The 16,217-nt window shown below is 69.5% G+C and carries 8 protein-coding genes; 1 reads left to right on the top strand and 7 read right to left on the bottom strand.

Translation table 11 applies throughout. The features are described from left to right. The first annotated feature begins 5 nt into the window (after positions 1 to 5). Positions 6 to 3,317, top strand: a complete 3,312-nt coding sequence (locus tag QRN16_RS20515; RefSeq protein WP_285189582.1) for an arabinosyltransferase domain-containing protein — start codon at positions 6 to 8, stop codon at positions 3,315 to 3,317. 10 nt (positions 3,318 to 3,327) lie between these two features. On the opposite strand, the gene QRN16_RS20510 is transcribed toward QRN16_RS20515, so the two are convergent. The 7 genes from QRN16_RS20510 to QRN16_RS20480 all read right to left on the bottom strand — a co-directional run bounded on the left by QRN16_RS20510 (position 3,328) and on the right by QRN16_RS20480 (position 16,103). Beyond that, entirely contained in the window at positions 3,328 to 4,587 is a 1,260-nt protein-coding gene (locus tag QRN16_RS20510) for a lipase family protein (RefSeq protein ID WP_285189580.1), read from the bottom strand. A gap of 24 nt (positions 4,588 to 4,611) precedes the next feature. Beyond that, a complete protein-coding gene (locus QRN16_RS20505) occupies positions 4,612 to 6,153 on the bottom strand; it encodes an acyl-CoA carboxylase subunit beta (protein ID WP_027507281.1) in 1,542 nt (513 codons plus the stop codon). Next, positions 6,150 to 11,318, bottom strand: coding sequence for a polyketide synthase Pks13 (gene pks13 / locus QRN16_RS20500; protein ID WP_502944030.1), 5,169 nt, complete (start codon positions 11,316 to 11,318; stop codon positions 6,150 to 6,152). Before pks13 ends, QRN16_RS20505 begins: the two co-directional genes overlap by 4 nt. A 29-nt stretch (positions 11,319 to 11,347) precedes the next feature. Then, positions 11,348 to 13,243 carry a long-chain-fatty-acid--AMP ligase FadD32 gene (fadD32, locus tag QRN16_RS20495; protein WP_027507279.1) on the bottom strand — a complete coding sequence of 632 codons (1,896 nt, stop codon included), beginning with the start codon at positions 13,241 to 13,243 and terminating at the stop codon, positions 11,348 to 11,350. A 196-nt stretch (positions 13,244 to 13,439) separates the two neighbouring features. After that, positions 13,440 to 14,444 (bottom strand): LLM class F420-dependent oxidoreductase, encoded by a 1,005-nt coding sequence (locus tag QRN16_RS20490; protein WP_027507278.1) that lies wholly within the window; start codon positions 14,442 to 14,444, stop codon positions 13,440 to 13,442. 113 nt (positions 14,445 to 14,557) lie between these two features. Continuing rightward, the gene (locus QRN16_RS20485; RefSeq protein WP_081821493.1) at positions 14,558 to 15,547 is read right to left on the bottom strand and encodes a cutinase family protein; all 990 of its coding nucleotides are present in this window, start codon (positions 15,545 to 15,547) and stop codon (positions 14,558 to 14,560) included. 10 nt (positions 15,548 to 15,557) lie between these two features. Then, on the bottom strand, positions 15,558 to 16,103 hold the full coding sequence (locus tag QRN16_RS20480) for a DUF732 domain-containing protein (protein WP_027507276.1): 546 nt from the start codon (positions 16,101 to 16,103) through the stop codon (positions 15,558 to 15,560). Positions 16,104 to 16,217 lie beyond the last annotated feature (114 nt).

The following is a 16,217-nucleotide window of genomic DNA, read 5'->3' as shown; positions in this document are numbered from 1 at the left end:
GAGCCGTGCCCGACGCCCTCACCTCTTCGCCGACCGCGCCGACACCTGCCGGCCCGGATCGCTCGGTGGACGTCCGACAGCAGTACCGCACCACCCGCCTCGTGGCGATGGTGGCGGGGGTTCTCGGTGTTCTCTTCGCGATTCTGACCCCGTTCCTTCCGGTCACGCAGGACGACGCCGTCGTCCAGTGGCCGCAGGACGGCACCGTCGACAGTGTCGATGCACCCCTGATGTCCCAGGTGCCGGTCTCGATGTCGGTCTCCATCCCCTGCAGCGCCGTCGCAGACGTGCCGGCCGCGGGCGGCATCCTCCTCTCCACCGCGCCGCCGCAGGGCGAGGGCGCCGCGCTGAACGCGATGTTCGTCCGCGTCGGCGAGAACACGGTCGACGTCCTCGACCGCAACGTCGTGATCGTCTCCGCCCCGCGCTCCGAGGTGCAGTCGGCCGCGTGCGGGGCGATCACCTTCGAGTCGACCATCGATGCCACGTCCGCGTCGTTCGACGGGCTCGTGGACGCACAGGGCAATCCTCGCGCGGGTCAGCTCGGCGGCGACCTGCGGCCCCAGGTGGTCGGCGTCTACTCCGACCTCGCCGGCAGCGCCGCGCAGTACCCGGGCCTCGACGTGTCGATCGCCGTCGACTCCCGTTTCTCGTCGTCGCCCACCGTGCTCAAGCTGCTCGCCATGGCCGCCGCCATCGCCTGCACGGCGCTCGCACTGAGTGCGCTGGCCAGGCTCGACGGTGTCGACGGCCGCACCCACCGCCGCTTCTTCCCCGCGCACTGGTGGAAGGTCACCGGTATCGACGCGGTGGTGGTCGGCGCACTTGCCGGCTGGCACTTCTTCGGCGCCAACACCGCGGACGACGGGTACCTGCTCACCATGGCCCGCGTCTCCGAGAACGCCGGCTACATGGCCAACTACTTCCGCTGGTTCGGCGTCCCCGAGGCGCCCTTCGGCTGGTACTACGACGTGCTGGCCGCGTTCGCCAAGATCTCGACGGCGAGCCCCTGGATGCGCCTGCCCGCGCTGATCGCCGGCATCCTGTGCTGGCTGGTCATCAGCCGCGAGGTGGTCCCGCGCCTCGGGCGCGCGGTGCGCGTCAACTCGGTCGCCGTCTGGACCGGCGGACTGGTCTTCCTCGCCTTCTGGCTGCCGTACAACAACGGGCTGCGTCCCGAGCCCGTCGTGGCCCTCGGCGCCCTGCTCACGTGGTGCTCCGTCGAGCGCGCCATCGCGACCGGACGGCTGCTCCCCGCCGCCATGGCAGCGCTGATCGGCGCCTTCACCCTCGCCGCCGCACCCACCGGCCTCATGTGTGTCGCCGCGATCCTGACGGGCATCCGGCCGCTGGTGCGCATCGTCGTCAAACGGCACCGCATGGTCGGGACGCTGCCGCTGCTGGCACCCATCGCCAGTGCCGGCGTGCTGGTCCTCATCGTCGTCTACGGGGACCAGACCTTCGCGGCGGTCCAGGAGTCGACGCGTGTGCGCACGCTCATCGGTCCGAACTTGCCCTGGTACAACGACTTCCTGCGGTACTACTACCTCTTCGTCCAGACGGTCGACGGATCGGTCGCCCGCCGCTTCGCCTTCCTGACCATGCTGCTGTGCCTCTTCACCACGGTGTTCGTCCTGCTGCGTCGCAAGCGGATCCCGGGCGTTCCGTCCGGTCCGGCGTGGCGTCTCATCGGTGTCGTCTTCGGCACCATCTTCTTCATGATGTTCAACCCGACGAAGTGGACCCACCACTTCGGGGTGTACGCCGGCATCGCCGGTTCGCTCGCGGCGCTCACCGCCGTCGCGGTCTCGGCCAGTGCACTGCGGTCGCGGCGCAACCGCACCGTCTTCGTCGTCGGTCTCGCCTTCGTTCTCGCACTGTCGTTCTCGGGCATCAACGGGTACTGGTACGTCTCGAGTTACGGCGTGCCGTGGTTCGACAAGGTGGTCTCGGTCAAGGGGATCCAGTCCAACACCGTGCTGCTGATCCTGTTCTTCGCCGCCGTCGGACTCGCGGCATGGCACTATCTCCGCGAGGGATTCGCTGCGCCGCAACCGAAGCCCGGAACCGAACGCGGGCGGCGCATCCGCAAGTTCGCGGCCGCGCCGCTCACCGTGGTAGCCGGGTTGCTCGTCCTGTTCGAGATCCTCTCGCTCCTCAAGGGTGCCGTCTCGCAGTACCCCGCCTACTCGCTCGGTCGCTCCAACGTGCAGGCGTTGGCCGGCAACAGCTGCGGACTGGCCGGGGATGTCCTCGTGGAGTCCGACCCGAACGCCGGTGTGCTGTCGCCACTTCCGGGACCGGTGGACACTGCCACGGGCCCACTGGGCGGCGCCGAGCCCGTCGGCTTCACACCCAACGGCATCCCCACCGACCTCAGTGCCGACGCCGTGGAGGTCAAGCCCGGACAGGGCAACACCGACCAGCAGTCCGTGGGCGCGTCCTTCGAGGAGGGCCAGTCCTCCGGTACCGCGGGTGGTGTCGGCGCCGCCGGTGTCAACGGCTCCACCGCGCGCCTGCCCTTCGGGCTCGACCCCGCCACGACACCCGTCCTCGGCTCGTACCAGACCGGGGTGCAGACACCGGCCTACGCGACGTCGAGCTGGTACGGCCTCCCCGCGCGCAGTGACGACGCGCCCCTGGTGGTGGTCAGTGCGGCCGGCCGCATCTGGTCCGAGAACCAGGAGACCGGCGAGAACACGTACGGTCAGTCGCTCCGCGTCGAGTACGGCATCCGGCAGCCGGACGGCTCGGTGCAGGTCCAGGGCGACTACCTCCCCAAGGACATCGGCCCGGCACCGTCGTGGCGCAACCTGCGCATCCCGCTCGACGAGCTCTCCCCCGATGCGGATGCCGTGCGTGTGGTCGCCAACGATCCCAACCTCACCGGTGACCAGTGGCTGGCCTTCACGCCGCCCCGCGTGCCCGTGGTCGTCCCGCTGCAGGAGGAGATCGGCACGACGCAGCCCGTCCTGCTGGACTGGGCCGTGGGGCTGCAGTTCCCGTGCCAGCGTCCGTTCGACCATCTCGACGGCGTCGCCGAGGTGCCGAACTTCCGCATCCTGCCCGATCGCGGGTTGGCGGTCTCGTCCACCGACACGTGGCAGGCCGCGGAGAACGGTGGCCCGCTGGGCTTCACCGAGATGCTGGCGACACCCACCACCGTGCCGACGTACCTGAACCACGACTGGGGACGCGACTGGGGTTCGCTCGAGCGCTACGACAGGTTCGATCCGAGCGCGTCCGCAGCGACCGTCGAGGTCACCGAGCAGACCCGGAGCGGGCTGTGGTCGCCGGGGACGCTGCGGGTCTACTAGACGGCGTTCGTCACCCCGTGGGCTCCGCCGGCGCGATCGGCGACGGGTGTGAGCACGAGTTCGGCGCGGGGACGCCGTCGAAGCGGTCCTGCAACCAGTCGACCGCCACCAGGCCGCCGACCTTCGCCGTGTCCTGGTGTGCCACCTGGCCGATCCAGGCGACGTCGGACTCGGGAGACGGTGCGGCGCAGGCCGTCCGGGCCAGCAGCGCCGTCGTGTTCGGGAGGACGACCGTGTCGGCGAGGCTCTGGACGACGAAGAGGGGTATGTCGACGCGCGAGAGGTCGATGGTCTGATCCGCTGCGGCGGCAGCCCAGTCCGGGTTCTGCATGGGGTCGGAGTCGAAGAACTGCTCCCCCTCGGCGCGCTCGAGCAACAGTTCGGGCAGTTCGTCCGTGATGCACCCGTCGGCCAGCGACCGGTAGCGCGACATCGCCGCGTCGCCGAGCACCCCCTCGAGCGGCAGGTCGGGATACACGACCGGCCACGAGACCGCGACGCTGGGTCCGATCCCCCACGCCACGAACGTGTTCCACTGTTCGGAGAACAGCGGACCCAGCAGCGCCGCGGGCGCTGCCGCCGCCGCGCCCACCGACCGGAGCTCGGGCGCGTAGCCGGCGAACATCGCCGTGCCGATCGCCGCGTGACCGCCTTGCGAGTGCCCGAACGTGGCGTACACCGAACTCGCTTGCGCCGGAGCGTGATCGCGCGCCGCACGCACCGAGTTCAGAACGTCCTGCGCCTCGCTGCGGGCGATCAGATAGTAGGTGTCACCGGCGGTGCCGAGGCCCGTGTAGTCGGTCGCCGCGACGACCCACCCGCGCTCCATCACGGACGGCAACCAATTCGTGAAGTCCAGGGTGTCCATCGTCGGGTGGTACCGCCGCGACGGGGTGCACTCGTCTCCGAAGCCGAGCGTGCCGTGAGACCACGCCAGAACCGGACGACCACCCGGCGGCGCCGGTGCCGTCGGCACGATGAGCATTCCGGACGAGACGGCGGGCGACCCGTCGGGACGCTGGGTGCCGTAGAGCATCCGGTAGGCCGTGCCGCCGGGCACGTCCAGATCGTCGATCGGCTCGATGCGGATCAGCTCACCCGGCGCGGCAGGCGTGTCCGGTGACTCGTAGAACGACGCGATCGACTCCTGGAACCGCGCATCGTCGCGAGACGTCGTGGACGACCGCGTGATCACCACCGCCACCACCGCGGCCACCACCAGCACCACGACCGCTCCGACGCAGGCCAGGACGACCACGGTCCGTCTCATGGCAGCACGATAGCCCCGGCGGAACTAGATCGGGAACAGATGCTGCTTTCTCGGTCGCGGTTCCTTCGCCTTGTCGCGCAGGATGTGCAGGGCCTTGCGGATCTCGAGACGCGTGGTGGACGGCTCGATCACGGCGTCGATGTAACCGCGCTCGGCGGCCACCCACGGCGTCGCCACGTGCTCGTTGTAGAAGTCGATGAATCCCTGACGGATCGCCGGAGCGTTGTCGCCCGCCTCGGCCAGCTGCTTGCGCGCCATGATCGACACCGCACCCTCCGCGCCCATCACCGCGATACGTGCTGTGGGCCAGGCGAAGTTGATGTCGGCGCCGAGCTGCTTCGACCCCATCACCGCGTATCCGCCGCCGTACGACTTGCGGATCACGATGGTGACCTTGGGGACCGATGCGCACACGTACGAGAAGATGAACCGGCCACCGCGCTTGATGACGCCGATCTTCTCCTGCTCGAGCCCCGGCAGGAATCCCGGTGTGTCCGTGACCAACACGAGCGGGATCTCGAAGGCGTTGCAGATGTTGATGAAATGAGACGCCTTGTCGCTGCTCGCCGCGTCCAACGCGCCGCTGAGGTGCATCGGCTGGTTGGCCACCACTCCCACCGGACGACCGTCGACGCGGGCGAACCCGACGATGATGTTGGACGCGGTCTGTGCGGTGAGTTCGTGGAAGTCACCGTCGTCGAAGATCCGCAGCAGGATCTCGTGCATGTCGTACCCGGCGTTGTCCGAGTCCGGCATGAAGGTGTCCAACGAACGATCGTCGTCCGTGATGGTCGGCTCGAGACCGGGGTTGATGACCGGCGGCTGCTCGTGGCAGTTCGACGGCAGGTACGACAGGTACTTGCGCACCCACTCGAACGCTGCCTTCTCGTCCTGAGCCACGTGGTGCACGTTGCCGTACTCGGCCTGCTTCCGGGCACTCCCGAGATCGTGGAGGCTGACGTCCTCGCCGGTGACGGACTTGATGACGTCCGGGCCGGTGACGAACATGTAGGCCTCTTCGGTGGCCACGATGATGTCGGTGTTGATCGGCGCGTACACGGCGCCGCCGGCGCACTTGCCCAGGATCACCGAGATCTGCGGGCACATGCCGGACAACGGTTCCTGCCGACGACCGAGCTCCGCGTACCAGGCCAGCGACGTGACGGCGTCCTGCACACGCGCGCCGCCCGAGTCGTTGATACCGACGCACGGGCAACCGACGTCCGCCGCGAACTCCATGATGAGCGCGACCTTGCGGCCGAACATCTCGCCGACGGTGCCGCCGAACACGGTCTGGTCGTGCGAGAACACGGCGATCGGTCGGCCGTCGACCGTGCCGTGGCCGGTGACCACGCCGTCGCCGTACAGCGAGTCCTGGTTGCCGGGCGCGCGGACGAGGGCGCCGATCTCGACGAAGGAACCCGGATCGAGCAGCATGTCGATGCGCTCGCGCGCACTCGGAATGCCCTTCTTCGCGCGCTTCGCGATGGCGACGTCCCCTGCGGGTTCCCGCGCCACCTCCAACTTCTCGCGCAGTTCGGCCAGCTTGGCGGCAGTGGTGCTCACGTGTGCGACTCGCTTCCCTCGGGCGTGATCGACGCCGAAATGTCTCGCATCTTGCCCGTCAGATCCGCGGCGATCGCGCGGATGTACGGCTCGTCGATCACCGCGAGGTGGTCACCGCCGATGTGCACGATGTCCAGATTCGGTGCGAACGGCGCCCAGCCGCCGTGCGGCTCCCGCTTGCCGAGCCGAGGCTCGAGCGCGATGGCGTCGTCGTGGTACTTGTCCGCCATGTAGAGCGTGACGTCCCCGTCGTAGTGCTGGGGCCGGGCGGTCTGGATCGCGCGGTTGTCCAACCAGGACGTGCGCTGGTGCTCGATGATGCCGCTGGGGATCTTGGCGCTGCTCATCTTGACCATGTCCATGATGATCTTGATCTGGCCGTCGTCGTCGGCCTGTGCCAGCTTCTCGTACGGCAGCGGGTAGTCGACGTTGTAGAGCTTCTTGCCCACCTGCGCGTAGCGCTTCCAGCGGAGCTCGATCTCCTCCGCGGTGTCCGGGATCGGCTCGTACGGCATGACGGTGTCGATGAGCCCGACGTAGCGCACGTCGGCGCCCTCCTCGCGGAGCATCGTCGCGACGGCGTACGAGAGCACACCGCCGAGGGACCAGCCCATCAGCACGTACGGCCCGTCGCCCTGGATCTCCCGGAGCAGGGGCAGATACTCGCGGGCGCGATCCTCGATCGGTCCCTCCGTGCGCTCGAAGCCGTACATCGGCGTGTCCGCCGGGAGTCGCTTGAGCAGCGGCTCGTACACGACGCACGAACTGCCCGCGGGATGGAAGACGAACACCGGCACCGCGGTGGAGCCCTCCGGGCGAGCGCGCAGCGTGCGCACCAGTCCGGTGACGTCGCCCGACTCGAGGAACGGCCGCACCACGTCGGCGAGCTGCTCGATCGTCTCCGAATCGAGGATGTCGTCGAACGTGATCTCGCCCTTCGACCGCTCACTCAGACGCTCCGCGAGCTTCTCGGCCGTCGGATCGTCCAGCACGGGAAGGGGATTGAAGATACCTTTGGCGGACTGCCCCGTCACGACGGCCCACGTCGCAAAGGTGAGGCGCTCCGCGGCGTCACGCGGTGCGACGTCCGTCCCGGTTGCCTCCGCGAACGACTGTGCGTCGCCCACGTCGGTCACCGCGTCGGACACGGGCGCCTCGAACGCCGTCGCCGTGGTCGGGCCCGCCTGCCCGCTGTCGGATCCCGGTACGGTCTCGTCGACCGCCGTCTCGGGCTCGGCGATCACCGGATCCGGCTGTGCGACAGGGGGTTCCTGCTCGGGCGTCTGATCGGCGGCCTGCTCGGCCGTGCGCTCGCGTTCCTGCTGCTCGGCGAGCGCCGCGACCTCCTCGCGATTGTCCAGCGCGTAGCGGAGGTACTTCTCCACCTCACGCAGGCTGGCGTCGCGCACGGCCTGCAACTGCACCTGGGGGATGTCGAACTCGAACTCCACGCGGTTCTTGATGCGCACGGCCATCAGTGAGTCGAGACCCAGTTCGATCAACGGGATCTCGGCCGGCAGATCCTCCGGCGCGTACCCCATCGACTCGGCGACGATGATCGCGAGACGATCCTCCATCGTCTGGGTCCCGTTCGGGATCCAGCGATCGCCGAAGTCGTCGACGACCTCGGGTTCCTCCTCCACGAACGGAGCCGCCGCGGCGGAATCGCCTGCGGGAGCCAGTGATCCGACACCGCCCGCCGCGGTGACCACGGCGTCGGCGACCGGCACGAAGAGGGTGCCGTCGTTCCAGTGCACCTGGAGGGACGCACCGCCCGGATGCGGGGTGAGCGTGGTGGTGAGCGAACCGGTGGTGGGCACGGGGCGCTGCGTGACCACGGCGCCGACCGTCACGTCGCCCAGCACCTCGCCGGCGAGTGTCGACACCAGATCTCCGATGGCGGACACACCGGCCACCGGTGTCTCCCAGACGACGCGGCCGTCGGGCAACGCGACTCGCGCGCCCCCGGCGCTGCCGCTGCCCAGATGCACCGCGGCGTCGATCCAGTGGTGTTTGCGCACGAAGGCGGTGCGTGGCGGTTTCGCGTACTCGCCGGGTCCGAACAGACTCGACAGCGTCACGGCATGGCCGTGCACGTAGAGGTCGGCGAGTGCGGCGAGGAACGTCGCGGGCTCGCTCTCCTTGCGCTTGAGCGTCGCGATCAGCGTCGCGTCCGGGACACCCGTCGCCCAGGCCGTGGCGGCGACGGACATCAGCGCCACAGGATTGGGCGACAACTCCACGAAGGTGGTGTAGCCGGCATCCACGGCCAGCTTGACCGCCTGGGTGAACCAGACGGGATGGCGCATGCCCTTGGTCCAGTACTCGACACCGTGGATCGGCTCGTGACCCGCGCGGTAGAACGCTTCCCTGTCCACCGACGAGAACACCGACACGGCGAGTGGGGTGGGCTCGATGCCCATCAGTTCGGCCGCGAGCTCGCCCAGCAACGGATCGACGGCCGAGGTGTGTCCGGCGCCCTTCACGTCGAGGATGCGGCCCATCTTGCCGAGCGACTCGGCGCACTCGACCAGCTGTCGCACCGGCTCGGCCGGTCCGCCCACGGTCGTGTGCGTCGGCGCTGCGTACACGCTGGGCTCCACCCCGGGGAAGCGATCGGTGAGGTCGGCGACCTCCTGCGCGGAGAACTCCACCAGCGCCATCGCGCCGGCCTCGGCGTCGCCGAGACCTTCCTGGCCCTCGCCGAGCAGTCGCGAACGCGCCACGATGATGCGCACCGCGTCCTCGAGGTTCAGACCACCGGCGGCGTACGCGGCGGCGACCTCACCCATCGAGTGGCCCACCACCGCGGTCGGCGCGGCGCCGTACGCACGCAGCGTCTCGACGAGCGCCACCTGGATCGCGAAGATCCCGACCTGCGAGTTCTCGAAGTCGTACGTGAGCGAGTCGTCCGAGACGATCGCCCGGATCGAGTACCCGGACTCGTCCTCGATGAGGGCGTCGACGCGATCGAGCGCCGCGGCGAACAGCGGCTCGGACGCGTAGAAGTCCTTCGCCATCTTGCGGTGCTGCGCACCGAAGCCGGAGAACACCCACACCGGGCCGTTGGACGCGGGCGCGTCGGCGGAGAACACGCCGGGGCCCGGCTTGTTGTCGGCGACGGCGCGCAGTCCGGCGACGGCCTCGGCACGCGTCGTGGCGAGCACGACGGCGCGGGAGCGCCCGTGATTACGACGGGCGAGGGACCGACCGAGAGCCTCGAGGTCCGTGGTGCTGCCGACCTCGGACTCGATCCAGTCGGCCAGATCCGATGCCGCACGACGACGGCGCGACGGCATGCTCGCCGACACGGCGAGGAGAACGGGTCCCGGCTCCGGCGCCTCCTCGGACTCGGCCGGAGACGCCGACACACCCGCGAGTACCCGCTCGATGTCCGCCGGCGTCTCCTCGGGAACGCCCACGGGCTCCCCGATCAGCGCTTCCGGATCGACCGCTGTCGAATGGAACTCCGGCGAATCGAACTCGGGTGCGCCGGCAACGCTCGGCGCCGACGCGGCGGGAACGTACTCGCGGACCACGACGTGCGCGTTGGTGCCGCCGAAACCGAAGCCGGAGACACCGGCGATGGCGGTGCCGGAGTACCGGGGCCAGTCCGTCGCGGTGTCGACGACGCGGAGCCTGGCCGCGTCGAACGGAATGTAGGGGTTGGGTCCGGCGTAGTTCAGGGACGGCGGCACCTGGTTCTCGCGCATCGCGAGGATCACCTTGATGAGCCCCGCGGCGCCCGCGGCACTCTCGAGGTGGCCGAAGTTCGTCTTCGCGGAACCGAGCAGCGCGGGCTTGTCCGCGTCGCGTCCGCGGCCGACGACGCGACCCAGTGCATCGGCCTCGATGGGGTCGCCGAGGATGGTGCCGGTGCCGTGCGCCTCGATGTAGTCGACGGTGGTGGGCACGATGCGGGCGTCGCGGTAGGCGGTCCGCAGGACGTCGGCCTGGGCGTCCGGGTTGGGCGCGGCCAGCCCGTTCGAGCGACCGTCCTGGTTGACCGCGCTGCCCGCGATGACCGCGAGCACGGTGTCCCCGTCGCGCTCGGCGTCCTCGAGACGCTTGAGCACCACCAGGCCGCCGCCCTCCGAGCGGATCATGCCGTCGGCGTCCGACGAGAACGCCTTGATGCGGCCGTCGGGTGCGAGCACGCCGGTCTGCCCGAATCCGAGCGTCGCGGCGGGCGAGAGCAGCATGTTCACGCCGCCGGCCAGGGCCAGGCTCGACTCACCGGTGCGGAGGCTGCGCACCGCCTGGTGCACGGCGACGAGGGACGACGAGCACGCGGTGTCCAGCGCGACGGACGGCCCGCGGAAGTCGTAGAAGTAGGACACGCGCCCCGCGACGACGGCGGTCGACGTGCCGGTCAGTGCATAGGGGTGCGGGTCGGGATCGCTGACGGCGATCATCTGGTAGTCGTTGGTCGACGTGCCGATGAAGACGCCGACCTGCGTGCCCTTGAGTTCGTTGGCCGGAATCCGCGCGTCCTCCAGCGCTTCCCACGTGAGCTCCAGCGCGAGGCGCTGCTGCGGGTCGACGTTGGCCGCCTCGCGCGGCGACATGGCGAAGAACTCCGCGTCGAACGTCTTGACGTCGTCGAGGTACCCGCCGCGGGTCACCGTCTTCTCCACCGCCTCGGCGATGGCACGGTCGCCGAGGAACTCGGACCACCGGCCCTCGGGCAGATCGGTGATGCCGTCGCGTCCGCCGGACAGCATGTCCCACATCTCGTCCGGCGTGTGGCCGGCACCCGGGAAGCGGGTGGACACGCCCACGACGGCGATGTCGTGACTGTCGTCGGTGGTGCCGGACAGGTAGAACGCGTCGTCGGTGGTGCCGCTCTCCGACTCGGGCTCCCCGTCGATGATGCGTGTCGCGAGCGAGGCGATCGTGGGGTGCTGGTACGCGACCGTGGCCGTCAGCGTGACGCCGACCAGATCCTCGATGTCGCCGCTCAGCGCGACGGCATCGCGGGACGCGAGACCGAACTCCTCCATCGGACGGTCGTCGGAGATCTCCGAGACGTCCTTGCCGGTGGCCTCGGCGACCCAGGCGCGGAGCCAGTCCCTCAGCTGCGCGACGGTCATGTCGCCCGCCTGCGGGGCCCCGGCGTCACCTGTCGGCTCCGGTGCGGACGTCGTTGTCTCTTCTTCAGCCATCAGCTCGCCAAACTACCCGCGTCGGGTGATCAGTCTTCGGGATTGTCGGGGAACGCCGTCTGCTGGTAGCCACCACGCAGCGTGCCCTCGATGTACGCCGCCTTGCAGGCCCGACGCGCGATCTTGCCGCTGGACGTACGCGGGATCGAACCGGCGGGAACCAGGAGGATGTCGCGTGCCGTCACGCCGTGGCGAGTCGAGATCGCCGCACGCACGGTGTCCGCGATGGGCTGCGGATCCGCCTTGCCGGCGCCCGGCGCCCGCTCGGCCACGATGACCAGCTGCTCCGACGAGTCACCCGGGTCTCGGGTGAGTCCGGCGCCGCCGTGCTCGAAGACGAAGTCGGGAAGCTGGTTCGCGGGCACGGCGAAGGCCGCCACGAAACCGGGGCGCAGGGCCGTGCTCGCGTCCTGGGCGGATGCCTCGAGGTCCTGCGGGTAGTGATTGCGGCCGTCGACGATGACCAGGTCCTTCACGCGACCGGTGATGTAGAGCTCGCCGTCCACGTAGACACCGAAATCGCCGGTGCGCATCCAGTTCGCGCCCTCGGCCGCACCGTCGGCGTGGCTGTTCTCCGTCTGGCGCGAGACCAGCTTGTTGTGGAAGGTCTCCGAGGTCTCCTTCTCCCGGCCCCAGTAGCCCTTGCCGATGTTCTCGCCGTGCAGCCAGATCTCACCGACGTGCCCGTCGGGAACCTCGGACGCGGAGTCGGCATCGACGATGGCGGCCCACTGGCTGCGTGCGACGTAGCCGCACGACACCTGCGGAATGGAGTTGGGCGTTCCCTCGGCGACCTGGACGACACGTCCGGAGTTGAGCTCCGTGCGGTCGACGTGGATGACCTTGGCCTCGTCCGAGTGCTTGGTGGAGGAGACGAACAGTGTCGCCTCCGCCATGCCGTACGACGGCTTGATGGCCGTCTTCGGCAGTCCGTACGGCATGAACGCGTCGTTGAACTTCTTCATCGACGTGGTGGTGACCGGCTCGCTGCCGTTGATCAGGCCGATGACGTTGGACAGGTCCAGCGACTCGCCGTTCTTCGGCAGGCCGCGCTGTGCCGCGTGCTCGAACGCGAAGTTCGGTGCAGCCGCGAACGTGCCGGCACCGTCGGACACGGCGGCGAGTTCCTTGATCCATCGCCACGGCCGCTGCACGAAGGCACGCGGGCTCATGATGGTGATGTACTTGCCGCCCAGCGCCGGCAGGATCACGGTGAGCAGGCCCATGTCGTGGAACAGCGGCAGCCACGTGACGCCGCGCGAGTCGTGGTTCAGCTCGATCGCGTCGACCATCTGCAGGGCGTTCACGCCGACGGCGCGGTGCGTGATCTCCACACCGGCCGGCACGCGGGTCGATCCGGACGTGTACTGCAGGTACGCGATCGCGTCGATGTCGGTGGGCGGCTCGGTCCAGGTGGCGCCGACGCTGTCCGGGATGGCGTCGACCGCGATGATGCGGGGGCGCTGCGCCGCGGGAAGAGCGCGGAAGAACTGGCGTACACCGGCGGCCGAGTTGGTCGCGGTGAGGATCGCCGACGGCGAGCAGTCGTCGAGCACGGCGTGCAGGCGGTCGCTGTGTCCGGGCTCGTCCGGATCGAAGAGCGGTACCGCGATGGTGCCCGCGTAGACGGCACCGAAGAACGCCACGACGTAGTCGAGGCCCTGCGGAGCGAGGATCGCCACGCGGTCACCGGGCGACGTCACCTGCTGCAGGCGCGCGGCCACGGCGCGCAGACGGGCACCGAACTGCGACCAGGTGAGCTCGTGCACCTCACCGTCGCGCTCCCGCGAGTAGTCCACGTAGCGGTAGGCCAGGTCGTCGCCGTTGTCCGCGACGTTCTGCTCGACGTGGCGGACCAGCGTCAGATCCTCGCGGATCACGATGTTGCCGGTGTCGTCGACGAAATCGTCGAACGAGTTACTCATCATTCTCTCCTCCGAAGCAGTGCGACACCGCCGGCTACACGACACCGCCCAGTTCTGATGTGGGCGCGGTCTGCTGGATGCACGCGCTCGTTCTCGAGCGTCGTCATCTTACTCACCGGTAAGTCTCACCGGTCTCGCTCACCGATCGTGACAGCGAGAACCACAAGCATGGTACAGACCCGCCGAGCGACGACCGTCATTCTCCCGCCAGCAGCGGAATGACCGGAGCGAAGGCGTCCATCTGCGTCGGGAAGACACCGACGTACGACATCGTCGTCCGGGCCCGCACGTTCCGGATCTGGTCCGCGATCTCCTCGAAGCTCCCGATCGCGATGTACGGCGACTCCAGGATCTGCTCGACGGTCAGACGGGTGTCGACCTCCATGTTGGGCGGGAAGCCGTTGTCGAGCGCACCGATGACCATCTCCGCCGTCTGCTCCCGATCGTCCGAGATCAGGATGGTCGTGATGGTCCAGTTCAGCTCGATGTCGGCGAACCGGTCGCCCGCAGCGGCGCGGATGAGCTCGACGCGCTCGATGCTCTTCTCCATGGTGATCTCGGACAGCTTGAGCTTGCCCTCGCGCGTGGTGCTGGGGACCAGGGAGATGATGTCGGCGTGCTTGGCTGCCATCGCGAGCATCTTCGGGCCGCCGCCGCCCACGGCGATGGGAGGCCGGGGGCCCTGGCGCGGCCGCGGGCTGCCCTGCAACCCGTTCACCTGGTAGTGCTTGCCCTGGAAGTGGCACTCCTGCCCACGCATCAGGGTGTCGAGAATGGTGAGCGACTCGTCGAGCTTCTCGATGCGCACACCGGGGCTCTCGTAGGCGATGCCCGCCTTGTCGTACTCCTCCTTGAGCCAGCCCGCACCGATTCCCAGCTCGAGCCGTCCGCCGGAGATCTGGTCGATGGTCGTCGCGTCCTTCGCCAGCACCGCCGGGTGACGGAAACCGTTCGCGAGGACTGCGGTCCCGAGGCGGATCTTGTCGGTGGCGACGGCCAGCGCGCCGAGCGCGGCGATGGGGCCGACCTGGTTGCCCAGGTGGTCGGGAATCATGAAGCTGTCGAAACCCAGCTCCTCCGCCTTCTGCGCCAACTTCACGAAACGCCGTGCGCCGCCCTCGTCCGGGTTGCCCTCACCGCCTGCCGCGAAGCGGAACGTGCGCAGTGGCGCAGTGGTGGCCGCGGCGTCGGCAGAACTCATGAATTTTCTCTCCTGCAGCGTCGAGGGAAGGTGCGGTGGCCGGAGTCGAAGCCGACTCGCCACTCTAACCGTTACCGGCTCGAGACCAAAGTTGCCCCGCGCAGCACCTTCCGTCAGCTGTGAGCAGGCGTCGGAGCCGACGCGACGAGCCCCGCCGCCCAGTTCGCCGTCCACTGTGTGGCGGTGGTGCCGGCGTCGTCGACGACGTACCGAGCGTAGTTGCCGTGCACCGGATTACCCGCCGCACCGGCCAGTGCGGTCAGCGACGACGGGATGTTCCGGAGCGACATGGCCTCGGGCGGCGCCGCGCAGATGAGGTCGCCGGGAGCGCAGATCGAGAAGGTCCGATCGGCGAGCGCACCGAACCCACCCTGGCGGGCACCGGTCATGGTGATTCCGGGTACGTCGAGACCGCCGAGAGCCACCTCCGCGCCCACGCCGTCCACCGGCGGGCCGATCTGCTGCGCGCTGGTGCCGTCGCGTCGGCCGTCCGCGATGACGGTGACGCCGAGGACTCGCTCCGCCGGAACCGGACCCGCCCCCGCGCCGATCGACGCGGCGAGATCGCCGACGATGACTGCTCCCTGCGAGAACCCTGCGAGCACGTAGGACGTGAGCGGGCACTCCGAGGACCGCTGCGCCAGGATCTCGTTCGCCTTCGCGGCGCCCTCCGACCGGCTGACGTTGTACGAGGCCTGGCCGTCGGGCGGGAACGCGATGGGATTCGAGAACTGCGCGACGTACGGAACCGTGTAGACCTCGGCGCGCTCGGGGCCGAACTGCTGCTGCAGCGGCTGAGTCACGTTCAGCATCAACGAGATCGGGTTCGCGGTGGGAGCGTAGGGATCGTCCGCCGCGTTCGACTCCCACGTGCCCGGCACCGAGAGCACGAACACGTCGGGGCACGACGCCGGCTGCGAGGTGGGCGGCTCGGCGCCGGGAACCTGCGGCTCACCGGGACCGGGTGTCGTCAGTCGACCCGCGAGCAGGTACCAGAGCAACAGCAGGACGAGGACGACGACGAGCGCGACCGCGAGCAGGACGAGCAGTGTGCGCGCCACCGAACGCCGACGCGGCGGCCCGGGCCGACCGGATCGTGTCACGAGGCGCCGCCTATCCGCAGTACGTCGAGCGCGCGACGTCGACGTACGTCTGTGCGGTCCGCGACGCGTCCTCGGCGCTGATGGTCGCACCGGACGCCGACGCCTCGGCACCGACGTTCGCGGTGACGAAGGTGAGGACCTGGTCGTCCGCCACACCCTCGGACTGGGCGGCGCAGATGTAGCTCGCCGTGCCGATGGCGATGTCGCCGTTGCCGGCCACCGTGACGCCGCGGGACTTCAGAGCGTCGAGGAACGCGGTTCCACGGGCGTCGATCGGCACCTCGGTCGGGCCGGGGAAGCCACTGGGCACCGGCTCCGCCTCGTCGGGAGCGGTCGCCGCCGCGCCCGGACTCGTGGTCGCGCCAGGCGAGGTCGACGTGGCGGACGCGGACGTGGAGGTCGGCGCCTCCGTCGTGGTCGCAGCGGCGGTGGCGCTCGACGTGAGGGACGGCGTGCTGCTGGCCGAGGAGTCGTCGCCGCCGCACGCGGTGAGCAGAGCGCCGGCCGCGACGGCCAGCATCACGGGAGCGACGGTGGTGGCGAACCTCGAGGTCACGAGAACGTCCTTACTGTCATCGGGGCACGGCAACTGACAGCGGACGGTACCGGCACGGTCTGAGAGGACTCTGTGTGCGGCAAGGCCGGAGGCCGGCCGCGGGGCGAAGTCCCA

The organism is Rhodococcus sp. MEB041 (assembly GCF_030208955.1).
Classification (GTDB): Bacteria; Actinomycetota; Actinomycetes; order Mycobacteriales; family Mycobacteriaceae; genus Rhodococcoides.
This window is presented reverse-complemented; position numbering and strand designations above follow the sequence as displayed.